Source organism: Polaribacter haliotis, from assembly GCF_014784055.1.
Taxonomy (GTDB): Bacteria; Bacteroidota; Bacteroidia; order Flavobacteriales; family Flavobacteriaceae; genus Polaribacter; species Polaribacter haliotis.
Window position 1 is genome coordinate 259,266 of sequence record NZ_CP061813.1, and the last position, 25,096, is coordinate 284,361.

The 25,096-nt window shown below is 28.5% G+C and carries 15 protein-coding genes; 3 read left to right on the forward strand and 12 right to left on the reverse strand.

The window, feature by feature from the left end:
• Positions 1-12: 12 nt before the first annotated feature.
• The 10 genes from H9I45_RS00815 to dinB form a co-directional block, all read right to left on the reverse strand.
• Positions 13-3,066, reverse strand: a complete 3,054-nt coding sequence (locus H9I45_RS00815) for a type I restriction endonuclease subunit R (protein ID WP_088355069.1) — start codon at positions 3,064-3,066, stop codon at positions 13-15.
• Positions 3,067-3,069: 3 nt separating this feature from the next.
• Positions 3,070-7,614: a sacsin N-terminal ATP-binding-like domain-containing protein gene (locus tag H9I45_RS00820; protein WP_088355068.1), complete on the reverse strand. Its 4,545-nt coding sequence runs from the start codon at positions 7,612-7,614 to the stop codon at positions 3,070-3,072.
• Between the two features lie 183 nt (positions 7,615-7,797).
• Complete coding sequence (locus tag H9I45_RS00825; RefSeq protein WP_088355067.1) at positions 7,798-8,676, reverse strand: DUF6615 family protein; 879 nt, start codon at positions 8,674-8,676, stop codon at positions 7,798-7,800.
• 1 nt (position 8,677) lies between these two features.
• Entirely contained in the window at positions 8,678-9,946 is a 1,269-nt protein-coding gene (locus tag H9I45_RS00830) for a restriction endonuclease subunit S (protein WP_088355066.1), read from the reverse strand.
• Positions 9,946-12,330, reverse strand: coding sequence for a type I restriction-modification system subunit M (locus H9I45_RS00835; RefSeq protein ID WP_088355065.1), 2,385 nt, complete (start codon positions 12,328-12,330; stop codon positions 9,946-9,948). The genes H9I45_RS00830 and H9I45_RS00835 overlap by 1 nt, the downstream gene beginning before the upstream one ends.
• A gap of 58 nt (positions 12,331-12,388) precedes the next feature.
• The gene (locus H9I45_RS00840) at positions 12,389-12,751 is read right to left on the reverse strand and encodes a hypothetical protein (protein WP_088355064.1); all 363 of its coding nucleotides are present in this window, start codon (positions 12,749-12,751) and stop codon (positions 12,389-12,391) included.
• A gap of 201 nt (positions 12,752-12,952) precedes the next feature.
• Positions 12,953-13,150, reverse strand: a complete 198-nt coding sequence (locus H9I45_RS00845) for a hypothetical protein (RefSeq protein WP_176397596.1) — start codon at positions 13,148-13,150, stop codon at positions 12,953-12,955.
• A gap of 142 nt (positions 13,151-13,292) precedes the next feature.
• Positions 13,293-17,018, reverse strand: coding sequence for an nSTAND3 domain-containing NTPase (locus tag H9I45_RS00850; RefSeq protein WP_088355062.1), 3,726 nt, complete (start codon positions 17,016-17,018; stop codon positions 13,293-13,295).
• Positions 17,019-17,108: 90 nt separating this feature from the next.
• Positions 17,109-20,060 (reverse strand): DNA polymerase III subunit alpha, encoded by a 2,952-nt coding sequence (locus H9I45_RS00855; protein ID WP_088355061.1) that lies wholly within the window; start codon positions 20,058-20,060, stop codon positions 17,109-17,111.
• A gap of 6 nt (positions 20,061-20,066) precedes the next feature.
• The gene (gene dinB / locus H9I45_RS00860; RefSeq protein ID WP_088355060.1) at positions 20,067-21,281 is read right to left on the reverse strand and encodes a DNA polymerase IV; all 1,215 of its coding nucleotides are present in this window, start codon (positions 21,279-21,281) and stop codon (positions 20,067-20,069) included.
• Between the two features lie 53 nt (positions 21,282-21,334).
• On the opposite strand from dinB, the gene H9I45_RS00865 reads away from it, so the two are divergent.
• The 3 genes from H9I45_RS00865 (at position 21,335) to H9I45_RS00875 (ending at position 24,190) form a co-directional block, all read left to right on the forward strand.
• Positions 21,335-22,108 (forward strand): XRE family transcriptional regulator, encoded by a 774-nt coding sequence (locus H9I45_RS00865; protein ID WP_088355059.1) that lies wholly within the window; start codon positions 21,335-21,337, stop codon positions 22,106-22,108.
• Between the two features lie 603 nt (positions 22,109-22,711).
• Positions 22,712-23,917 carry a WG repeat-containing protein gene (locus tag H9I45_RS00870; RefSeq protein ID WP_176397595.1) on the forward strand — a complete coding sequence of 402 codons (1,206 nt, stop codon included), beginning with the start codon at positions 22,712-22,714 and terminating at the stop codon, positions 23,915-23,917.
• Positions 23,918-23,983: 66 nt separating this feature from the next.
• Positions 23,984-24,190 (forward strand): hypothetical protein, encoded by a 207-nt coding sequence (locus tag H9I45_RS00875; protein WP_088355056.1) that lies wholly within the window; start codon positions 23,984-23,986, stop codon positions 24,188-24,190.
• Between the two features lie 9 nt (positions 24,191-24,199).
• Here H9I45_RS00875 and H9I45_RS00880 read toward each other — a convergent pair whose 3' ends face one another.
• Complete coding sequence (locus H9I45_RS00880) at positions 24,200-24,427, reverse strand: hypothetical protein (RefSeq protein WP_088355055.1); 228 nt, start codon at positions 24,425-24,427, stop codon at positions 24,200-24,202.
• A 42-nt stretch (positions 24,428-24,469) separates the two neighbouring features.
• The gene (locus tag H9I45_RS00885; RefSeq protein ID WP_088355054.1) at positions 24,470-25,060 is read right to left on the reverse strand and encodes an AAA family ATPase; all 591 of its coding nucleotides are present in this window, start codon (positions 25,058-25,060) and stop codon (positions 24,470-24,472) included.
• Positions 25,061-25,096 lie beyond the last annotated feature (36 nt).

Genomic DNA, 25,096 nt, shown 5'->3' on the forward strand with positions numbered 1-25,096 from the left:
TTTAGAAAAAACTTATATCTGTGACATTCGTTTCATGGTATCAAAAAAGGCTTTATAAAAAGCATCATCTTTAGCATACAATCTGTACAAATCTAACTCTTGTTTACGTTGTTTAGACATTACTTCGTCTAATATTTTTTTGAATGCTAAATTTTTATTTTGTTCATCTCCATTTTCAAGTACTTTAGATTGAAAATCTTCATGCGCTTGAATCGATTTTGTTAACGTAATAAATTTTACCCTTTGGTCTTCTGGAGTAACTTCCCAATTTTGAAACCAACGTTCATTAAAGCTACTTACAATTAAATCTAATGGATCATGTTCCTCTCCATTTCCATGAGCTCCTCTTGGGTTTGGGTTTTGTGGATCTACTTCGGTTTCATCTGCATCTAATTCTATCGCTTCATTTAAGCGAACTCTTTCTAATCCATAAGTAGATAAATCAACTGAATTTAATAGTTCATCTAAAGCATCTATTTCTGTATCGTTTATTGGAAGTTTCGGAATTAAAAACTTTAAAAACCAAAATAGTTTTTCCCAGTTTAAAACTTCAAAATCAATAATTGAAGCCATTTGTCCGTAAATTTTTACAAACTGTTTTGCTTTAATTTTAAAATCAGCTTTTTCATCATCTTCTAATTCCAATTCGTGTTTAAAGCGTTCGGCTGCTCTTTCAATAATTTTACCAATAACTTCCGCTTTTTCTTTGTTGAAGAATTTTATATTAAAATCTTCTACTTCTATCCATTCATAAACACCTCTATCGTCCAAAACCTCTTTTAACTCATGGAGTACATTTACGTCTGTTGCTTCATTTAAAGAAGTTGCTGTATAAAATGGATCAAAAGAAGCCTTTATTTCTGCAGAAGAATTAAAAAAGTCTAATACAAAAACATCTTCTGTTTTCTTGCCTAATTTAGTTGCAGCTCTGTTTAATCTTGATAGTGTTTGGACAGCTAAAACGCCTTGTAGTTTTTTATCAACATACATTGCTGTTAATTTTGGTTGATCGAAACCTGTTAAGTATTTATTAGCAACAACCAAAATTCTGTAGGCATCTTCATCAAATTTATGGCGGGTATCTTTTTCAGGAAAACCATTCATTTCAGCTTCAGAATATTCAATTCCGTTGATTTCTTTTGTTCCAGAAAAAGCAATAGCAATTTTAAAAGGACTTCCTTTCTCTTTTAATATTTTCTGCAAAGCTTTGTAATACTTAATGGCAGAAGCGATACTTTGGGTAATTACCATCGCTTTTACCTTTCCTTTTAGCTTTTTCTTATTGACAATATTCGGAATAAAATGATCTAAAATTATTTCTGCTTTGGTATGGATGGTTTGCTGATGTTGCTCTACATAAGCTCGTAATTTTTTCTGTGCTTTTGCACCGTCAAAAAACGGATTGTTATCAACTGATTTTTCTATCTCGTAATAACTTTTTAAGGTGGTGTAATTTGCTAATACATCTAAAATAAAACCTTCTTCTATGGCTTGTTTCATAGAATATAAGTGAAAAGGTTTAAAAGTACCATCTTCTTGTTTTGTACCAAACTTCTCTAAAGTAATTGGTTTTGGAGTTGCTGTAAATGCCAAATAACTTGCATTATCTCTTATTTTTCGAGACTGCATCGCATTTATTATTTTGTCCTGGGCATCTAATTCTTCATCTTCATTTACTTTTGTACCCATAGCTCTGTTCATATTATCATGAGCTGTTCCACTTTGGCTACTGTGTGCTTCGTCTATAATTACTGCAAAACGTTTTTCGCTTAAATCGGCAATTCCATCAATGATAAAAGGAAATTTCTGAATCGTAGTAATAATGATTTTTTTCCCTTGCTCTAAACTTTCTCTTAATTCTTTGGATGAATATGCTGGTGAAACAATATTTTTTACTTCAGAAAAATCTGCAATATTATCTCTTATTTGTTTGTCTAATAAACGTCTGTCTGTTACAACAATTACAGAATCGAATAATGGTTGCGTACTTCCTTTATTTCCTGCTGCTTTTTCGTTTGCTGGGTAGGTTTCTATTAATTGATAAGCAGCCCAAGTAATAGAATTCGATTTTCCTGAACCTGCAGAATGTTGAATCAAATAGGTTTCTCCAACTCCTTTTATACTTGCGTCTTTAATAATTTTTCGTACCACATCCATTTGATGATAACGTGGAAAAAACAAGGTTTTACTTTGTAAAGCGTCTTTCTTTTTACCATCTAAACGCACAAAATGCTGAATGATATTCGCAATACTTTCCCTCGTAAAAACTTCATTCCACAAATAATTGGTTCTGTGACCAATTTCGTCTTTTGCAACTTCTGGATTTCCTTTTCCGTGTTTATTTCCTTTGTTAAATGGAAGAAAAAAAGTTTTATTTCCATCTAATTTAGTGGTCATATACGCTTCATCTGTATCAACTGCAAAATGAACAATACAGCGTGCAAATTGTAATAAAGGTTGTTTGTTATCTCTTTGTGTTTTGTATTGTTGTTGCCCATGCACTCTTGCATTTTGCCCTGTCCAATGGTTTTTTAACTCCATAGAAACTATTGGCAAACCATTTAAAAAGAACACCAAATCTATTTCTTCTCTTGGGTTATCTACTGAATAACATAATTGTCTTGTTACGCTAAATTTGTTCTGCTCAAAATTATCTTTTACAGTTTTACTACTACTTGCTAATGGCAATTGGTAAAATAATGTAAAATGAGCATCATCTACTTGCAAACCTTTTTTCAGTAAATAGAGAATGCCATATTTCTTTACCAATCGATCAAACCGATTTAGAATTTTCAACTTCCAATCGCTTTGTTTTTGTAGTTTTTCTAATTCTTCTTTCTGCGTATTTTCTAAAAAAGACCAAAAGAATTGTTCGTCTATCGCAAACTGTGCATTAAAATTAGCAGATTGCCCAATATAATATCCTTTGCCAGTTCTGTAGATTTCTGCATTTTCATTTACTGCATCTATAGAAATATTTTGGGCTTTTAATTCTTCTAAATTAGTACCTGTTAATATTTTTTCTATATATGCTTCTAATGCTTGTTCGTTTGTTTGGCTATGCATAGTTTATTTATTATTAACGATTTCTAAATGAACTAAATATTCATTTACAGTTGTTTTATATTTTGGATTTGAAAAGAAGTCATAAATTGGAATAATGATATTTTTATCTTTTACTAACCATATTTCATAATTTTCTTTTTTGCTTAAGCCAAAATCGTATTCTGATTTTGATAAATGAAAACTACCAAAGTCAAAAGATTTTACTTCAACATACTTTACATCTCCATTTTCATTTGTATACTGAATATCATAATGATAATATGGATCAAATATAGCTACAGGGTCAATATCCTTGTAATTGTTATTTATAAAATAATCTAACACAACTTTTTCTGCCACATCACCTTTCTTTTTTTTCTTTTTATCATCATCAAAAGAAGGTATGTAAACACCTCTACCACCTTTATTCTTTGACTCAGAAACCTCTCTTGATTTTAAGGTATTACTATTTAAAATTGTAGGTTGAATATTTTCTTCTAAAGAATTTGATTCAAGTATTTTATCCTCTTCACTCTTCTGAACCCGTAGATTTTCTTTTAATTCTACTTTGATGTTTTCTATTGCAGATTCAAAAAATATTAAACTCATTAGCTTTAAATTAGTTTCAATTAACCTAACTTCTTCTGAATTAAAATGCTTTAGATTTAAAATTCTTTTTTTGTCTAAATTTAAAATTTCAACTAATTCTAAATTGGTATACTTTTCTTCGATATATTCCTTAACAATTTCATCCAAACTAAAATCAAATTGAAATTTCAACTGATTTGCTTTTTCTGAAGTGAATTTATCTTTGTTTTTATATTTACCTATTAAGCTTAAATACTTCGATTGTTCATTGATACTTAAATTTTCTAAAGATTTCCATAAAGAAGATTTAATTAAACTAGATTTTTTTTCAATTGCTTGCTCAATTTTTTTATAGTTTAAATTATATAAATCAATTTTATCAAAAGCCTTCTTATTGTAGGTTGTTATATCAATATTAATAGTGTCAAATAATTTTTCAATAATCTTATAATTCTCAATAGTATTTATAAAAGAATAACCAATATTCGGCAATAACTCTAGGTTCAAAACTTCTAAAATCCGAGAATAATCGTTCTTATCTATGTCTGAAGAATTCCAGTCTCTTATTTCGTAGATATTTTTCCAAAAACTAGTCTTTTCATTAGCTTGTCCTAATAGAATTTTAGCTTCATCTAGTATACTTAACCCAAACTTTTGCTCAATTAAATGAGTATTGTAATTTTCGGTATTTCTTATTAAATATCTAAAATCATCTTTCTCGTTATTAGTATCAAAGGTGTTGGCTAATATCTCTGCAAAAACATCTGCTAATTTAGGTTCTGAAATTATTTTATCAATATCTGTCCCGTTGACAGCTATTAAATAGTGATTATTACCTTTGTAATAAAACTCAAAATTATCGATTACAAATAAATTGTTCTCAATTGAACACTCTATTTTATCGCATAATTCTATGATGATATTTTTTAGTTTTGAAGCATCAGCTTCTTTGCTTTTCTGTGTATTTAAACTATCTAATCTAAAAGAAAGCACAAAAGGTTTAAGGTTTTTAAAAATCTCATTAAAATCAGCCGATAAGTTTTTATTTATAATAGCCTCTTCCAATTGTGAATCTAAATCTTTAATATCATTTATATTAAATAACTTTATTGCAGTTGCACCACCAGATCTAGGCGGGTAATTTAAAATAGGGTATTTATTCGTAAGGTTTTCTGGTAACTTTATATTATCACTAAAGTAAACTTCTTCTTGCTTATATAAACTATAAACTCCGTTACTTTTTGCAAATAGACTTACTGGTTTAGTTAATTCTTTATTATTTTTTCTGTAATGTTTATATACTTTTTGATAAAAATCCTGACTTCCTTTACCTTCTTTTTCTTTGGCAAATTTGTTTAATTTTTCAAAGAGATTTGTAACGTATTCAATAGACAAATCATTAAAATCTTCTTTTGCATTTAATAAAAGTAAACTACTGTTAATCTTAGTTTTACTTATTTCATTTTCTGTAAATAAAGAATGTGTGTAGTTTACTCTTATATCGTTTAGCCACTCAGTTTTATCCTCAATTAGTTGATTATGAAACTGAAATTTACTATTTGATAATATTTTATATTTAATATAAGAAGGCTTACTTGGTATGCTATAAAAATGTCGATAGTTAACTTCTCTTATTTTATACGTATTCTCGTTTTCTTCATCGTTAAGTTGTTTCTTGAGCTTAGCATCTACATTAATCCACAGTAATAATTTTTCTATAGAAATTTGATTTAATATTTTTTCAAAATCTACTATTTCCTTATAAGAAATAATATAAGCTCTATAATCTATATTTGAGTTATTATAGAATTGGACATACTGCATAAAGCTATCCAAACCACTTGAAATTGAAACTTGTGAGTTATATTTTGCATAAATATTAGTTTGTAACCATACCAAAAACTCTTCAAATTTGTTTATATCAAAATCTTCTGCATTAGTAGCTATACCTAATTTTTCTGGTGAGGCAATATACTCTGGTTGGTCGTATATGCTTTCAAAGATTTCTTCGGTTAATTTCCCTTTTGGGTAATATGCTGACAAATACAAGTCTTTACAAATTGCTATATCTCCAGTTTTATTAATTGTCCGAACAGAAACTTCTTGACTAAATTCACTTACGTCATCGGTTTGTAAAAAATTATGGTACAAACACCTATTCATTTCCTGAATTAATGAAAAACTATTTGCTCCAGTAAGTTTTAACTTTTTATTAGTTTCAGATATAATTTTTAAAGCTAACCTATTAGGTTCATATTCATTTATATTGCAATTATCATTAAGTTGTTGCATTACAAAACGACTTCTACCTAAACTTTTCTTGCCGTCGTAACCAAATAAATTTGAAAGTTTGTGATACAATTTTTCATTCAAAAATTGAATTTTGGTGTCGTCAGGTCTTATTAAATTTTTGTCTGTCGTTTTAGGTGTAAAAATATATTCGTCTGCTTTAATTGGATTTTCAGCTTCATCTACTAAAAAATCAAATTGTAATGAAGGAAAAGCTTTTACTATTTCATAAATAAAAAGCGCTCTATTTTCAATACTTAATCTTGTCTTTGAAATCGTATTAACAATAGTTATAATATTTGTAATAGAACCGTTGAGATTATAACTTAATAAATTCACCCTTTCTTCAACAGAGATAAGATGGTTAGGGAAGAAACGCTCTAAAGACAGTCTTTGAATCATTTTACTAAATGAATCACTAATGTATATAGCATCACTTTTTTTATAGTAGTTATTGTCGACGCAAGGAAATAATTTTTCTGATAAAATTTTACTTTCTAAAATTTCAAAAAAAGCATTTAACGACGTATTGGTTTTATTATGTTTTAAAAACAATAAAGGTTTCCAACTTGCTTTAATTGTTTCTTTAGAAAAATGCTTAGCTGTATTTATTATTAATGTTGCTAATCTTTTTAGAATAAATTCATTTCTACTGATACCATTCTCATTTTTATCGTTTGAGATTCTTTTCCTGTTCTGGTCTAATTCAAAGGTACCGTGTATTAAAAAAGGAAACGCTAATGGCTCTTCTGTTAAAAAATAAGAAAACAATCTATTTACATTATCAGAGAAATCATTTTGGAAAGCTAATTTAAGTTGATAAAAATCTTTGTTAGTGGATTGTTTATTTTGGTATTTATCATCTAACGGATTTGATTCTTCTACAATATTCCAAGTTTTATTATTTATGGTAATTACAGAGGTTGGTGCTACAGTAGCAGGAATAATTTCTAATTCCTGTTTTTGATTAATTAAAATATCTTTTTGATTCTTGAAACCTTCAAACTTTACGTGTTCTATTGTATTTAAAAACAATAAAGTTTCTTCTGTAATACTTTCTACTTGCTCCACAATATTATCATAAAAACCATCTTTATAAGATATTTCTATGGTAGTTGTGTAACCGTTATCCAACTGTTTTTCAGTTATATCAGGATACGACAGTAAGGGTAATGGTACAACATTTTCTACTAAACCTCTTTCTTGCAACAACGCCAAACGATTTTCTTTAGAAGGGTGTAAAGTGTGAAACGCTTTTTCAATAAAATGAGGCGCATATTTTAAACATATACCATTACTATAAATATTAATTTCATTTGCCCAATTTATTATAGAACGAAAACCAAGTCCTTTATTACCAATAAATTTACCTGAAACTTTAGAAGATAAACTGGCGTAAAATAATGAGTTATACCCTTTTTCTGAAAAGGGTGTTCCAATATTAGAAATACTAAAAGTATTACGCTCTTTATTAATTTTAATTAGAACTTCTGGTGAATTTTCATCATCACAGTTTTGAAATAATTCTAATACTTGTCTACCATTATACCCTTTGTTAGTGTCGCTTTCTGTTTTGAAAGCACTAAACATTAATTGAGGATCTTTGTAATTAGAAAGAACTTTAGTTCGGAGCTTAATTAACTTATCCTTTAGAATGCTTGTTTCATAATTTAAAGTTGTAGTATTTTCCATACTTAACAAGACTTTACATTAATAACTAACTTTCCATTTTTCATTCTTTTTTTATATTTTTTTAACATTTCAATTTTCTGCTTTTTCTTTTCTAATAACTTTACTTTTTACTATAGCTGTAGTCAATACCCAATTCTAAACAAATTATTTTATTGCGACTTATGAGTATCAGTTTATAATTTTTTAATCAATATTATCAGATCTATTTATAATAATTTTAAATGTCGGATTCCATCCAGCCTTTTGAGAAGCCAGTGCTATTTTATTGTCATTATTAATTTCTATATCTTTATTTGAATCTTTGTCCTTTTCAATATCTAGAGAATCGTCTTCTAAAGAAACTTCTGAAATAGGTAAGAATTTAGAATTGTAATTATCTATTTCTGCTTTAGCATATAGTGTGCCATCTGCTTTATCCAACATACAACAAACTAAAGTTCTCCATGGTTCACTATTATGTGGATGTATATCTTCATAAGTAGGATTTACAAATCTTGTTCCTCTTGCATTACGTGTTAACCCTAATTTCTCAATAATTGGAACAGAAACCAATGAACAACCTAATTGATCTTCTGTGTAAGGTCTATTACAAGAATCGTTTTTTTTAAAGTTATAATCTTCTGATCTGTATTTACCATTATAAAGAAGGTAGAAGGCTGTGCAACCGCTGGCAGCTTCTAAAAGTTTTAATTTATCCCATTGGTATGTTGGATTAGTTTGACTATAACCGTCTCTTAATGTATTATATCTATTATTTGCTTTTAATATTTTTGCTTGCAATGCAAACCATCGATATTGGTTTTTAGTAGTTTCTACAAATACATCAATATCACTTCCATACTTATTCTCGTCATAACCAGGTTTAGCAGAGACATCAAAATTGCCATTTCGATATTTACTAAATCTTAAAATATCTACTAAAATATCATAAGTAATTCCTTCTTCTCTTAAATTTACATTTACATCATGCGCATCAGTTATTCTTTTCCAAACTTTACTTGCGATTTCTTCGAATAACTCACATCTACCTGAATCTATTAAATTTTTTTCTGCTTCTGTCATATTAACAAACCTTTACCTTACCAGTTACAACCCCATTTATTAAACTACTTTTATATTCTTTTAACTTGGCAATCTCTTCTTGTTTTAAACCAATAGCAGTTTCTATTTTTTGTGATGCGTTTTCTATATATGCCGAAATTTCTTTTTGTTCTGAAATAGTTGGTAGTAAAACAGATAAATTATTTAAAAATTTTCCGTTTACGTGAGGTATTCCCATTCCAATAGTATTACCTCTAATTTCCCTTTCTAAAACCGTTGAATAATACCATGCAAAGTTTTCATTAATTCCTTTGAAAATTATATGTGCAACAGTAGATGATATTACTCCTTTTCTACTTTTTATAAACTCACCAGAATTTGAGCCATCCCACAATAAAAGAGTTTCACCAGAATTTATTACAATAGCATCTTTATCGGAAACCCATTGATTTTCTATTCCGCCACGCAAATATTCCATACTCATATATGGAGGTAAGTTATTATAAGGATTTGATACAATTTTATTAGGTAATTTCCCTTTATTCGCTTTAGCTATAAACTTAAATCGTTTTAATTCCCAATGCGTTGGAATATTACCAATCCAAACTACACCAGAATCTTTAAAAGCAACATTTTTATCTAAACCTTTAGTAACAGCCTTGTGTATTAAAATTTGTTTACGTTCTTTTAATAATTGTATTTGTTGTTCTTTTATGGCAATTGCATCTTCTATTTTAGTTGTTTTATCATCAAGAAAGCTTACAATGATTTTCTGTTCATCAAAACTTGGGTAAGGAATTACAACATCTCCAAATTTATCAAAGTATAATCGAAGCCTCATATCCATAATTCCCCGAGAGTGTTTTTTGAGTTCTGAAATACAAGCTGAATTTCTAAATAAATAATGATAAAAATTACTTTCGATATCAACTTTAGCTCTTAAAATATCATATGCTGGACTTGTGACACCATTATAATTTGATACACCAATTGCTCCCATCCAAGCAAGTAATTTGTTTACAATAATATCTCCTTTTTTAACTAACCAATAACCATCAGTAGTAGATGCTTTATTTCCCTTTTCTTTTAATTCCTTTCGAGGTTTTACACCAATTTCTGTGTAAACTGATAATAGTTCAAAATCATTATTATTTGGTGCAGGTTCAACAACTAATCGAAATATATTCTTTACACGAGTAGCTTCCCAGTGTTCAGGGATTTCTCCCAACCATTCTACACCAGAATCCTTGTAGCCTTTATAACGTTGTGTTTTGTTTTTTACTTTAAACATTATACAATATTTAAAATTTCTGCAATTAAACCATCACTTTTTGTTTCTAAATCTATAATATCTTTAGTTACTTCTTCTATATTTCGCAAAGGTTTGTGTTTGTAGAAGTATTTATTAAAGCTAATTTCGTATCCAATTTTGGTGGCATTTAAATTTATCCAAGCTTCATTTACGTGTGGTTTTACCTCCCTTAAAAAGTAACTATGAATGTTATCTTTTAGTGGCACATTTTCGGTGTCTCTTATATCGCTTTCTGTTTCGTAAACAATGTATTCGTCTTTTTTTAGAGACCTTTCGACTGCGCTCAAGGTGACATTTTGAATTTTACCGAAATAGCCAAAGTCGGCTAAATCTTCTTTTTTGCAATCTAAATGTTTTAAGAGTTTTGATAATTTATCTCCTGAAAGTTTTTCTATTTTTTTAATTACTTTTTCTGCATCTGCACAGTACCAGCTAACTGCATTTAAAATGGCTTTTTTATCGCTTGCAGAAATGTTTAATTTTTGTGCTTTAATTTCATCGTCAACTTCTTTTCTAAATTCATTAAAATTGTCGTACAATTTATCTCCAAATACATTTTGTAATGCCTTTGCACTATTTACCAAACGTAAATGTTTCTGCCAAGTATCTATTTTAATCAGTTTCTTTTTATTGGTAGAAGATAAATTCAATTCGTTTTTTTCACACCATTCTATAATTTCTTTTTGGTGTTTATTGATACCTGTGTAAACGTCTTCTCCAAAAGTTTCAAATGCATATTGCATCGGTTCTTGTAAAACTCTATCAAAACGTAAGGTTTCTATTCGTTCTGCTGTAAATTGTGCTTTTAATCTTTTGGGTCTTTCTATGGTTGCTTTGTAATAGCCAAAATCGGTATTGTCAAAAACTTTAGCTGCGATTTCGTGATTGCCTTCTTTTTCGGCTACACTCATTTTTGTGTAGGTTTCTACAATTTTAGTAATGTGTTTTGGAGTGAATTCGCAGTTTTTATTTCCTAAATTTTTACGTAATCTTCTGTACAATTGTCCTGCATCTATCAATTGTACTTTTCCTTTTCTATGTGTTGGTTTATTATTACTTAATAACCAGATATAGGTTGTAATGCCAGTGTTGTAAAATAAATTATTTGGTAATTGTACAACGGCTTCTAACCAATCGTTTTCTATAATATATCTTCTAATATTACTTTCGCCACTACCAGCATCTCCAGTAAATAAGCTACTTCCATTGTGTACACTTGCAATTCTTGTTCCTGCAGCACTTTGTTGTAAAGATTTCATTTTAGAAACCATTTCCATTAAGAATAACAATTGTCCATCTGAAGAACGTGGAATTGCATCTGCATCTTCTTCTACATTCCAATAATTATTCAGTTTTATTTGAAAACGAGGGTCTATAACATCTTTACCATCTTTAATATATTTTTGTTCGCTACTCCAAGATTTTCCATAAGGCGGATTTGAGAGCATAAAGTCAAACGTTTGTCCTGCAAATTGATCTGTAGATAGGGTAGAACCCACTTTAATGTTTTCGGGATTATTTCCCTTAATCATCATGTCACTTTTACAAATGGCGTACGTTTCGTCGTTTATTTCTTTCCCAAAAAGATAAACATCGCCCATTGCTTTTATCAAGCCTTTTTCATCTTTTATAAAATTCTGACTTTCTGTTAACATTCCACCAGAACCACAAGCAGGATCATAAATAGTCATAACTGGTGGTAAATTATCTTTTATTGGATCGAAAATAATGTGTGTCATTAAATCGATTACTTCACGAGGCGTAAAGTGTTCTCCAGCTTCTTCATTATTTTCTTCGTTGAATTTCCGAATTAATTCTTCAAAAACATACCCCATTCCTAAATTAGAAAGCGCTGGCAATTTTCTTCCTTCTGGATCTAATTTCTCAAAAGGGGTTAAGTTGATATTTGAGGATGTAAACTTTTCTAAAACATCTAACAAAACATCTTTATTCGCCATATGACGAATTTGATTTCTTAATTTAAACTTCTCTATTATTTCTTTAACGTTCGGGCTAAAACCGTTTAAATAATCTTCAAAATTTGCTTGTAATATTTGTTGACTATTGGTTGCAGTATCTTTTAATTTTTGAAGTGTCCAGGTACTTGTGTTATAAAAAACGTAGCCAGATGCTTCTCGCAAACCAGATTCGTCCCATTCTGTAAAACCTGCTTCATCTCTTTGAAAAGCTAATTCTTTTAAAACAGCTTCTTTTGTAGGTTCTAAAAGTGCATCTAATCTACGTAATACAATCATTGGCAAAATAACATCTCTGTATTTACCTCGAACATAAACGTCTCGTAAACAATCGTCTGCAATAGACCAAATAAAGGATACTAATTTATTGTGGGATGATTTATTCATGTATTTTTATCTTAATTGGGTAGTGTGTAATATATAACTCTGTTGTTGAACAGAATATTTAATCTTTTCCAAATACGCTATCGTAATTCATGGAATCTTCATCGAAATCGTCATCATGTCTATTAGGAAACATATAATCTAAAATTTCTTCCTTATCAAAAGGCTGTGTTTTCTTTATAAACCTTTTAATTTCAATTACTAATTTCTCTAAAGCATCAAGTGTTATGGATTCAGGAACTTCTGTAGTTGGAATTAAATTATATTTTGGATGATCAAAAACCCTTTCAGAAACATCACTTATTTCTTGTTCAATTTCTTCAATAAGATAGTGGAATTCTGTATCGTCAAAATTAGTATCATCTTCTTTTACTTTTTCTTTAAGTTCTTTGAAAGATTGTAAGTGGTACTCAATGGTAGTCATATAATTATATATTTATACATTTCTACAAAAATATAAGCATAGGTTCGACAAATAGTGACGTAGAAATATATTTAATGCAATTTTTTTTGAGCTTTAAAAATAAGTAAACCATTTGATATATAATTATGGATTTCCATAATTATATAAATCTATAATTATAGAATTATATAAAGTTTTAAATATAAGTACTTTGTGTAAATTTTAATTTCTTGGATCAACAGCAATCCCCATCTTTTTAGATTGAATTATATTCATGCTACAAAACCCATATCTATTCGTGATTTTACCATAACAACCATAAATTCCCATTCCGTTTATTGGGTATTGATGCACTACATCTGTAAAATGTACAGCATCAAAATAATATCCATCTTCGTCAATAAAAGTAATCAATTTCACTAATTTATTTTTTGAGATGTTGTATTGTAGCCAGTATTTATGAGTTTTCCATAAATAAATAAATAAATAAATAAATAAATTTATATTTTTAAAAGCACTCATTTTTATGGATTTATAACGGGTGATAAAAGGTTGAATAATTTTAATTACGTAAAAATTTTCTTCTTTTTTCATGCTCGGCATACAAGAGTTCACTATCTCTTCTCGATTTAACATAATTTCGAATCGCTCGTGTTTTAGTACCCAATTTCATATCAATAACTAATTTTAATATTTTTTCCCATTTAGTAGCTCGAATAGCTCCAACGATTGCATCTCCTGGAAATGTTATTTGATTATCTGTCCATTTGATACTTTTGAAACAGTTTAATTCTTGATTACTATGAATATAAATCTCAAATGCCTTATTAAATAACTCCTTTTTATTACAGTGAATTATATCAAATGCAATCAGAATCATTTTTGGTTGCTTATTGTATTTTTCAATAAATCTTAATAAATAATTATTTGCTCTTTCTGTGTTGGCATTAGGGCTCTGAAAGAAAGCATTGGCAAAATGCTCTGAAATAAAAAAAATATCTAAATTATCAGCCATATATTCGATTACTTCATCCAAAATATTTTCCACTCTTGGCAATTTCCAAATTACCGATAATTCTTTGTGATCTTTTGCTCTTTCTCTTGTGTTTTTTTCAAAAATAACTTTTGTGTATTGTAACAAAAAGCTATTATCCTTTTCAAGTATGTTTAATAAACCTTTACCTGAATAATCGAAACTATTAGTAAGTTGATCTTGCTGAATATAGGCTTTCTTTATTAGGTTTATATTATCAAATGAATTTACTGCTGAAATTAAAAATTCATTCCACAACCAAATTTTTATATTTTCAGTTTCAAGTCTTTTTACAACGATTTGAAGAGTTTTAAAAAGAATTTCAGGTTCAATAGTTTCATATTTTTCTACTCGTTCGATTCTAATTCCAAAATTCACTTTAATAGTATTTAATACGATAAAAAGTCTGTTAATATGCTTTTTAGTTATGGCTTGGGGAGGAAGGCTAAAAAGTAATTCTAATTTCCATATTTCGTTTAATTTTTTCAACCTAATTGCTTTCCAGAATTTTTCTCTTAATTCTGGATAACTTGTTAAGTTATCTATTGATTTACGTGATATATAAAAATCAGAGTTAGACTTATTTATATCTTGCAATTTTGCGAGTTCTATAAATGTTAACAATCCAATTTCACTATTTGCTTTAAGATTAGCTTCTATTACTTTATCGCAAACGTTATACTGCGAATACATATTAACCTCTTTCCATTCCAATATTTTATAATATTGTTTTATGAATAAATTAAGTTCTTTTTTTGATTTGAAGGTTAATTTTTTAGCAATATCAGAAGTTTTTAACTTTTCAAACTCATCGTAATCTTCAAAATCGTATTCTTCTTTTCCTCTACGTCTGTCCCAATTAACAAGCTCAAATAAATTGTAAGTAGGATGTTTAAAAGTTGTTTTGAGTCTTTTAAAATCAGGGTTACTATATTTTATTTCTCTTGAAGAGCGTATCATTTCTTGAATATAATAACAATGGCGAAAGGATTTAGCTTTCATATTTTTATCTATCCATGGAATTAGATAAACTAAATCAAAAGCAAACGTATATTTGTTATTGTTATCACCTGCCATTGAAAAGTTTAGTACAACAGAAAATGTTTCTTCAGGATAATTCTTATAAAGAGTAAAAAGAGTTTCTAAAATTTTTATACGAGATTTTTTAACAGAAGCTATATTCAAATCATCTTTTTTAGCTTCCTTCTTATTCTCGTAGCTCCAACGCAAAGATTTTAATAATTTTCTTGATATGGCAAAAAAGGCAAGAGCTTCTAATTTTCCATTTTTAGCTTCGTCAATTAAAAAATCTACAAGCTGTGAGTGTCTTTTAAAATGATCTATGTAGTCTTCTTCTGTAAATATTATGTTACTATCTATATTATATATTAATTGTGAAAGGTGCTGATTATTCTGTTTGACAAACAGAAATGATAATTCAAGAGCATCTAAAAAGAATGTTGGTTTTTTTAGAAAATTTGAAAGTAAGTTTAAATGTTTTTCACGACTGGAATTACTGGTAAAATCATTCGTTTCATATGTTGTTGTTAATTCTTTATTTTCTGAAGTATTAATAGAGCTAATTTGCTCTTCTAAATAAATTAAAGTTTCGTCTGGCAAAAACTCCCAAGCAAACTTCAAAAAACGAAAAGCTTTTTCATTGTCAGATTTAATAGTGGACCAATAAGAAATAAGCGCAGGTTTTATTTCTTTAGAGATGAATTCTTTTCCAAAATTTTGATGCATTGGGTAAACAGTATCCTTAAAACGATATTCTTGTTGTTCAAAGTAATTGTGGCAAAGAGCTTCAAACGATAATAGTTTATCTTTAACAAACACTTTATAAAAAAGATAGGTAGAAAGATTCTGTTCTCCAATTCTTACATGCTCATAGTTCAGTTCTATTAAATCTAAATTATGTAACCTATCAAAAGTTTCTCTTAACTTGTCAGCAGGAATTGAAAACGCATTGGCAACTGAATCTAATACTTGGTTATTATAAGGTAGCGTGTAAAAAAAGGATAAAATTCCTAACGCTTTTAGTACTATTTTATCTTTAAATGCGCCTTGGTCACTTACAAAAGTTTCAAAATATTGCTCAAATAAATCGGCTACATTATTTAAAGAATCAAGATTATTTGTTTTTCTTGCTATCATCGCCATCATAACTGCAAGACGAGCATTTCCTTTTGCTAAATCATAAATTTTATATTGATATGTTCCATTTAAAATACCAAAAGGCTCTTTTTCTATAATGGTTTTAATTTCTTCAAAATTAAAACCATTAATTTTTACAATAGAATTTTTATACAAGTATAACCATTCACTAACATTATCTAAAGCATAATCACGTACTGTCAAAATAAGTTTTAAATTGTTATGATTTAAGCTTTTATAGAACCCTAAAATTTGATCAAATTTATCAACACGATTAACATCATCTACCAATAAAATACTATTATCATCTCCATTAAAATAAGCTCCTAAATCTCCTATTAAATCTGCTCCTTTTGGAGAAATAGCGAAAGCATTATAATCTAAATTTGATTGAATAAATTCATGAATAGATTGTAATGCTAATTTTGATTTGCCAACACCTGCAGGACCAGAAATGATTATAATATCATCAGTAAACAACTTGCTTTTCAGGTTTTTAAGTTCTTCATCTCTATGTAAAAACAGACCAGCTAAAGGTGTAGCAAGTTTCTGTTTACCATTGTCGTATTCTTCTACAAACTTTTCTAACGAAACAACTTGTCCTGTATCTAATGGTAGATTTAAGTAATCTGATGCTATGTTTTTATGATGAAAAAATATTTCATTTGCAAGTGCATCAAGACTGTAATGCATAGGGAGTTTTTCCATAACTTCAAATGCTTCCTTGTTAATTTCTTCAATTTCAACAGCTCTTAAATTTGAATTATAGCATAGAATTATTTCTTGAATTTTATTAATTGGAATATCTGTTTTATCAGTATTCAAACATCCAGAAATATCATCTTTCAGCTTATTTAGTAATCTTTTTCCTTTATGTTCAGTTGTTGTAGATTCTACAAATAAATAAAGCCCATTGGGCATTTGAATAAAAGAATCTGGTGTTCCCTTGGTAGTTTTCTGTTTAATCTCATGAGCTCCATTTCGAGAATATGCTTTATAATCTCTATTCCTTAAACTCAAAAAAGAATCACACAATTCTTGGAATTCAGTATCATTTAAATTTTTAAGTCTTTCTTTAATGCTGGAGAGTTGAATCATTAATAGTTAAGTTAAATATATCTTTTAGATAAAAATAGTGAAACCAGTTGAAATATAATTATGGATTTCTATAATTATATGTTTATATAATTAATTTCTCGGATCAACAGCAATACTCATTTTTTTAGATTGAATTATATTCATACTACAAAACCCATATCTATTGGTGATTTTTCCATAACAACCATAAATTCCCATTCCGTTTATTGGATATTGATGCACCACATCTGTAAAATGAACAGCATCAAAATAATGTCCATCTTCATCTATAAATGTGCTTAAACGCATTAGTTTTCCTTGCGAAGTTTTATTGTAGCGAGTATTTACAAGCATTCCATAAATCAATACATTTTTATTGCTAAAAGCATTCATTTCTTTGGCTTTTACGCTTGGTAAAAAAGGTTCTGTAACCAACTTAAAATAATTATGAATTGTAAAACCCAATAATTCCATCTCATCATACACATTTTCCAACCAATGAAATTTTAATTTCGGAATCTCATATTTTGTAGTTTTTATTTTAAATAATTGTGATTGTTTCGTTTTTTGTTTCGTGGCATTTGTCTTAAAAATTGAGTGCCATAATAATTCAGTTTTTGTTTTCTTTGTAAATCGAAAAGCATCAATTTTAACAAGTATCGTTAGCTGTTCAATAGAAATTGCAATTCGATCTATAAAATTATCTATAGAAAGAAAAAGTCCGTTGATTTGACGTTCTGTTAAGAGTTTCTTAACTGTGATATCTTCCAAATTCTTTAAATATCCAAAACCTAAAAAGATTGTTTTTCCAATAACAGAATTAGCGTGATCACTTTTATTAATGCAAGGTAATTCAATGGTTGCGCCACACATTTTAGCTTCGTGAATATAATGTTCAGTTGAGTAGAAGCCACCACCGTTATTTAAAACTGCAACCATAAATTCAATAGGGTAGTAGCATTTTAAAAATAAACTCTGATAACTTTCTACTGCATAAGAAGCTGAATGTCCTTTTGCAAAAGCATAACCTGCAAAAGATTTAATCTGATTCCAAACTTCAAATGTCAATTCATCTTTAAACCCTTTTTTTCTGCAGTTGGAAATAAATTTATCTTCAACTCCTTTAAATTCTGCTAAAGACCTGTATTTTCCACTCATTCCACGTCTTAAAACATCAGCTTCACCCAAAGATAAATCTGCAAATTTATTGGCAACTTTCATCACATCTTCTTGATATACCATAACTCCATAGGTTTCAGGCATAATTTCTAATAAAATTGGGTGCGCTTCTTTTCGCTTTTCAGGAAAACGATGTCTCTTGATAAATTCTTCTTTCATTCCCGAGCCAGAAACACCAGGGCGAATGATAGAACTTGCTGCAACCAAACCTAAATAATCTTGCGTTTGTAGTTTTTGCATCAATCCACGCATTGCTGGAGATTCCACATAATACGCACCAATTGCGCCACCAGTTTTTAAAAGGTTATTTATTTTTTTATCCTTCTTAAAACTTTCAATATCTGTAATATTGATTGGCGGATGATCTGGATTATTTATTTTGATAATTTCTAAAGCATCTTTAATTTTTGCCAAACCTCTTTGCCCTAAAATATCAAACTTAAAAATACCCACATCGTCTGCAATATTCATATCATATTGAACAGTAGGAAATCCTTTTGGAGGCATAGAAGTAGCTGAAAAATAATGAATGGGTTTGTCTAAAATTAAAACGCCTGCAGAATGTACACTCACATAATTTGGAAAACCTTCAATCAATTCTCCATATTTTAAAACCAATTTAGAGATATCATCCAATTGATTAGATTTTACGCCTTTACTTAACTTGTCAATTTCTTCTTTTGGCAAACCAAATACTTTCCCCAGTTCACGAACAACAGCTTTGTATTTAAAGGTATTGTAAGTCGCTAATAATGCAACATTATCAAAACGATTAAATATATATTGAGTGACTGTATTTCTGTCTTTCCAAGAGAAATCAATATCAAAATCGGGAGGAGAAGCTCTAAATGGATTTATAAATCGTTCGAAATACAAATCTAATTCCACTGGATCTACATCTGTAATTCCAAGAATATAAGCGACTATACTATTTGCTCCAGATCCTCTACCAACATGAAAAAAGTTGTTTCTTTTGGCATAACTAATAATATCAAAATTGATTAAAAAGAAAGAAACAAACTTCAAATCCACAATAACATCTAGCTCTTTTTTTAAACGAGCTAACACTTTTTCACTCGGGTTTTTATAGCGATTGTAAATTTTAGCATCACACAATTCTAAAAGCATTTTACAATCTTCTTCAAACGAATTCAAATATAAATTTTGATTCTGATTGACTCTTTCATCATCAAAACCGAAATCAATATTACAAGTATTTAGAATTGCTTTTGTGTTTTCTACGATGTTTGGAAACTCTTCAAAATGCTTTAAAATTTCAGAATTTGAATACATTATATCTGTTTGTTTGCATTCTTCAGAAGTACACAATTTACTTAATAAAGTATTATTGTCTATCGCACGTAATAACCGGTGCGCATTAAAATCTCTTTTATTTCTGATAGTTACTTGTTGTTGAATGACTAATTTATCAGTAAAATTATTCAAATAGGAAAAACGAAGTTTCTTAATTTCTCCCACAGAAACTCCGATAAACTCATTGCTTTTGAAAGTGGAAAGATTCAGCTCTAAAACTTTTTCAAAAGGGAAAATAATGTATACATCTTCCAAATTTTTCGGTTTATCTGGAAAAGGAATTTTATTTTCTAAAAAATGAGATAAATATCGATTGATATTCTCAAAACCTTTGTTATTTTTTGCTAATGCTACAAATTGTTGCTGATTTCCATTTCTAAAATCAACACCAATAATTGGCTTAATATTTGCTTTTTTAGCCTGTTGTACAAAATTGATACAAGCAGAAGTATTATTAATATCAGTTAATGCAATTATCTCAATTGAATTTTCTTGCGCAAGTTTTAACAATGAAACTTCCGAAAAAGTTCCAAAACGTAAAGAATAATAAGAATGACAATTCAAATACATAACGCATTATTGTTTTCTATGTGCTAAAACTAAAGGAGGTTCGCCATTAAAGGGGTTACTGAAACGCCCAATAGATTTCGCACCCATTGAAGCTGCTCTCATAATACTCAACTCACCATATTTATTACGAACATTGTCCATAGCATTGTATAAATGCAACATTTGTTCAGTATCATCAAAAAGGTTTATTTGATAATTTCCACTAACGATATCAGAAATTTTTACGCCAACCAATCGAATTAATAATCTACGTTGATATAATTTTTTAAAGAGTTCTAAAACTGCAGGAATGATAATATGATCGGCACTTGTATAGGGGATTTTGACTTGTTTGCTGTACGTATTAAAGTCCGAATATCGAATTTTCACACTAATTGTAGAAGCTAATTTATCTCCCTTTCTTAACTGATAAGACAAGTTTTCTGCCATTGCAAAAATGGTATTCTTTAGTTTTTCCATATCAATGGTATCTTTATTAAATGTTCTTTCTGTGGATAAAGATTTACGTTCATGAAAAGCAATTATTGGAGGATTGTCAATTCCATTTGCACGTTTCCAAATGGTTTTTCCATTAGCGCCCAAAACACTAATCATCATTTCTAAAGGCATTTCTTGAATTACACGAACTTTGTCAACCCCAAGGTTTCTTAAAGTTTGATATGTTTTTTCTCCAACAGAAGGAATTTTACGGATTGATAAAGGTGCTAAAAAGGCTTTTTCAAATCCATCATTAATCAATAATTGATTGTTTGGTTTTGCTTCGCCAGTCGCTACTTTAGAAACAATTTTGTTTTGAGACATTCCAAAAGAAATGGGTAATCCAATTTCAGAGATAATGCGTTGGCGTAATTCTGATGCATATTTATAACTTCCAAAAAAAGCATCCATTCCAGACAAATCAGCATAGAATTCATCAATACTTGCTTTTTCAAAAATGGGTACTTTTTCTTTGATAATTTCAGTAACAATATCAGAATATTTAGAATAAATACTTGTGTTTCCTCGAATAATAACGGCTTCAGGACACAGCTTTCTAGCAATTTTCATAGACATGCCAGAATGCACACCAAAACGTCTGGTTTCATAACTACAAGCTGCCACAACACCTCTGTCTCCAGTTCCACCCACTAATAAAGGTTTCTTTTTTAGTTTGCTGTCTATCAGTCTTTCACAAGAGACAAAAAAAGTATCTAAATCTAATTGTAAAATATTCTTTTTCATAACACAAAATTAAGCTACAAATACATACATTTGTTGCTTGTAATTGTAGCAATATGAAAATTTTAGCAAAAAATATCAAACATTTAAGAGGTTTAAAGCGATTTAGTCAAGAGGTTTTGGCAGAAGAATTGGCTGTAACAAGATCAAGAATAAGTTCTTATGAAGAGAATAGATCATCGCCAACCATAGAGTTTTTGATAGACTTTTCAGAATATTTTAGACTTCCCATTGATATTTTGGTAAAAAAAGATTTGACCAAAGCTACAGATGTTTCTTTTATAGAAGTTGGCGATAAGAGAGTTTTATTTCCAATTACTGTTGATGTAGATAATGAAAATTTAATAGAAGTAGTTTCTGTAAAAGCATCTGCAGGATATTTATTAGGGTATGATGATCCTGAATTTATAGAACAATTAGAAAAAATAAAACTACCTTTTTTACCAACTGGAAAACATAGAGCTTTTCCAATTAAAGGGGATTCTATGTTACCAATGAAAGATGGTTCTTATGTGGTTGCAGAATTTGTAGAAGATATCATAAATGCAAAAAGTGGCGTCTCTTATATCGTAATTACAAAAAATGATGGATTGACTTATAAGCGATTAGAAAATCAAATTGAAGAGAATCAATCTTTCTTATTAAAACCAGATAATCCATCTTACCAACCTTATGAAATTCCTGTTTCTGAAGTTTTAGAACTTTGGAGTTTTACTTGCAGTATAAATACACAAGAATACGAGGAACACGAACTAAAAATGAGTAGTATTATTCAAATGTTTACTGGGTTAGGAGTGGAGTTGGAAGCTTTGAAGAAGGCAGTACAGTAAGCTATAAAACTAATATTCTATAATTATATATTTAAGGAATTATATAAATGTATACTATTCAATTTTCTTTTGGTTTAATTTAGTAATTAGTTTAATTTCATAAAAAGTTTCCTTAAATTTGATACAAATAAATTTATGATTATATAAAGAATTAAAATATTAACATATAAAGCGTAATAGCTTTTGATTTGGTTTTAAGAAACTCGCCAGTTTTACAACCCTCCAATTTCAAAGTTAAGACGCCCACGTTCTGCGTGGGCTGTTCTTATTTGGAGGGAAGGTTTCTGGCGAGACCACTTAGACCGATAAGATTCAGTTCCACGTTTTTTTATGCCCAAAATTATGAACGATAACTTTTCCAAAAGACAATTAAAAATTTTACACCTCCTTGAAGTCAAATATAATTTTGATACCTCGTTAGTATTCAAGATGTATTTACCGCTTTTTTTTGAAGATGAAAATGCAGATAGTATACTTAAACAAATTGAGACGTTTGAAGATGAAAGTAAAAATCCAAAAGTAGTTAGGCGTAACATTTCTATTCTACTAAATAACAAGTTCATTGAAAAATTACATAGTTTATAAATAAAAAAAATGATTGAAATGAAAAAAATAAAAATTTTAATGTTAGTAGTTTTGTGCTATGTAAATATATACTCTCAAAAAAAAGTAGATGCAGAGAACTTTTACTGCTTTACTAATAATTATGCACTTGTAAAAAAAGGAAATGATTTAAGATTTATTGACAAATTAGGGAATATCATACCTGAAATGAAAGTAAATCAAAGCGTTCAATATATTACTTCTACAGATTATGGAATGCAAGGAAATAATATCTATATCACTAAAGAGCAAAGTGGTTCTGGTATTAAAAATACTAAAGGAGAATTTCTTTTCGAACCTTTCTATAATATAGAAAGCTTTCATGGTTATTTTATTCTCAATCCAAATTTAAACTCCAAAAAAGATGATTTTATTATCATAAATAAAAACGGGAAAATAATTTACAAAGAAAAAAACACTTCTAAAAAGCAAGTTTTTCCAATTAATGATGAAATTTTTGCAATTCGATATCAAAAAAATAATAACTCATATGTAGCAAATAATTATGGATATTCAGAAATAAAAAACATTAAAACAGGTAAAGTTACAGAAAGAGTTTTCAGTAGTGTTCTTCCAGAAGTTAATGGACTTATTAAGGCTTATAGATATAATGAGAAAGAAGGAGCTGGAAAATGGGGTTTTTTAGACGAAAATTTTAAAACTGCTATTGGTTTTATTTACACAAATAAACCAGGAGATTTATATGATAATAGAATTTTAGTAAAGTCAAAGGATAGAAAATACGGATTTATAGATAAAAGAGGTAGATTAATTATTGAAGCAAAATTTTTAGAAGCAAAGCATTTTGTGAATGGTTATGCTATGGTAAAACTCCATAAGAAAAAATATAGTAAAGAGTCAAAAAAGTATAATTACGGTTATAGAGTTATAGACGTTAATGGTAGAATTATTCGTGATTTGGAAGATGCAGTTCCTGCAACATTTCACAGTTTAAAATCTATAAATGCTATTGAAAACGAAGGAGTTGTTAGAATTAAAATAAATCAAAAAAAAGGGTTTCCTATAAATTATATTTTAGATATTAAATCAGGTGAAATTATTGAAACAAAATATAGAAGAATTTATAGATTTAATTCAGGTTTAGCCCTTGTCGAATTTATTAATGAAAATAAAAAAATGACTTACGGTTACATAGATAAAAAAGGAGAACTGAAAATCATGAAAGAAGTGAGGAATAAATTTTAATTTAATAAATTCTTTATTCAATCATAGCAACAGTAAATAATATTCTATTATAAAAAATTAAAAAACATGAGTTACATAAATAAATTAAATTCAGAAGAAATTGATTTTTTAATGAATCATTCTGAGGGTTTGAAAAGCGAGAAGATAGATTCTAAAATTTTAGAAGAATATAACAACGAAAATGCTTTATCCAATTTCAAGGAAGATAAAGCATTTAGGTTAAATTTTAAATCTTCTGATACTATTGAACAGATTCCGTTATTTCCAGTCTAATAACCTTTATTAATTGGCTTTAAAGGAGTTTTCAATTGCATTTATAATTATGCTTTTAATGCTAACATCATTATTTAAAGCTTTTTGCTTTAACTTTTTTAATAAAGACTTTTCAATGTAAAAAGAGAATTGAACATCATCTTTCTTTTCAGCTATTGGCAATACTTTTTGGGTTGTCTTGTTCTGCTCATTAGACTTGACTTTGTTTATTAAATCACTAATATTTTGTTTTTCCATAATAGTATAATTATAGTTTTATATAAATGTAGATTTATATAATTATATAAGTTTTGTTAACACCTCTTTTGTTAAATTATTTAATTGTTTTTGCGCATTTCTATCTTTTTGAACTCCACCTACCAAAACAGACCTTGTAAAAGCGACTAAATCAGAAATATGTGTTTTAGCAATTGGTACATTATACTCTTCTAAACCTATTAAAATGTCTAATGTTAATGTGGTATTCGCCTTTATCATATTAAATATCACTAATGCCTTATGGAGCTTTTTTTCTGCTTCAATTAAGTCAATTGTACTTTTAACAGCAAGTAAGTCTAATATTCCAGCTTTCGTTGGTATCAAAATTAAATCGGCTAAACTTATCAATTTTGGTAACTGATTGGATAAATATGGTGGAGTATCTATCAAAATGAAATCAAAGTCCATTTTTTTGATATTTATAATTTCTTTCTGATATGTAATAATTTCAAAATCAGTAACCATTTTTTTCAAACTGATTAAACTACCTTGTAAATCTAAATCAATGACTAATATTTTTGCGTGTTTAGATAAAGAAATGGCAAGATTAAAGGTTAGTGTTGTTTTTCCAACACCACCTTTTTGGTGGGTTACAAGGATTATTTTAGGCATTTATATTGCTTTTTTAAGTGGTTTAATTTTTTAGCA

Excerpts from the sequence above, each read along its gene's own strand:
- H9I45_RS00825 (WP_088355067.1), bottom strand. The coding sequence starts at position 8,676 with ATGACAGAAGCAGAAAAAAATTTAATAGATTCAGGTAGATGTGAGTTA.
- H9I45_RS00875 (WP_088355056.1), top strand. The coding sequence starts at position 23,984 with ATGAGTTACATAAATAAATTAAATTCAGAAGAAATTGATTTTTTAATG.
- H9I45_RS00855 (WP_088355061.1), bottom strand. The coding sequence starts at position 20,060 with ATGTATTTGAATTGTCATTCTTATTATTCTTTACGTTTTGGAACTTTT.
- H9I45_RS00865 (WP_088355059.1), top strand. The coding sequence starts at position 21,335 with ATGAAAATTTTAGCAAAAAATATCAAACATTTAAGAGGTTTAAAGCGA.
- H9I45_RS00835 (WP_088355065.1), bottom strand. The coding sequence starts at position 12,330 with ATGAATAAATCATCCCACAATAAATTAGTATCCTTTATTTGGTCTATT.
- H9I45_RS00830 (WP_088355066.1), bottom strand. The coding sequence starts at position 9,946 with ATGTTTAAAGTAAAAAACAAAACACAACGTTATAAAGGCTACAAGGAT.
- H9I45_RS00870 (WP_176397595.1), top strand. The coding sequence starts at position 22,712 with ATGAAAAAAATAAAAATTTTAATGTTAGTAGTTTTGTGCTATGTAAAT.
- H9I45_RS00820 (WP_088355068.1), bottom strand. The coding sequence starts at position 7,614 with ATGGAAAATACTACAACTTTAAATTATGAAACAAGCATTCTAAAGGAT.
- dinB (WP_088355060.1), bottom strand. The coding sequence starts at position 21,281 with ATGAAAAAGAATATTTTACAATTAGATTTAGATACTTTTTTTGTCTCT.
- H9I45_RS00880 (WP_088355055.1), bottom strand. The coding sequence starts at position 24,427 with ATGGAAAAACAAAATATTAGTGATTTAATAAACAAAGTCAAGTCTAAT.
- H9I45_RS00815 (WP_088355069.1), bottom strand. The coding sequence starts at position 3,066 with ATGCATAGCCAAACAAACGAACAAGCATTAGAAGCATATATAGAAAAA.
- H9I45_RS00850 (WP_088355062.1), bottom strand. The coding sequence starts at position 17,018 with ATGATTCAACTCTCCAGCATTAAAGAAAGACTTAAAAATTTAAATGAT.
- H9I45_RS00885 (WP_088355054.1), bottom strand. The coding sequence starts at position 25,060 with ATGCCTAAAATAATCCTTGTAACCCACCAAAAAGGTGGTGTTGGAAAA.
- H9I45_RS00840 (WP_088355064.1), bottom strand. The coding sequence starts at position 12,751 with ATGACTACCATTGAGTACCACTTACAATCTTTCAAAGAACTTAAAGAA.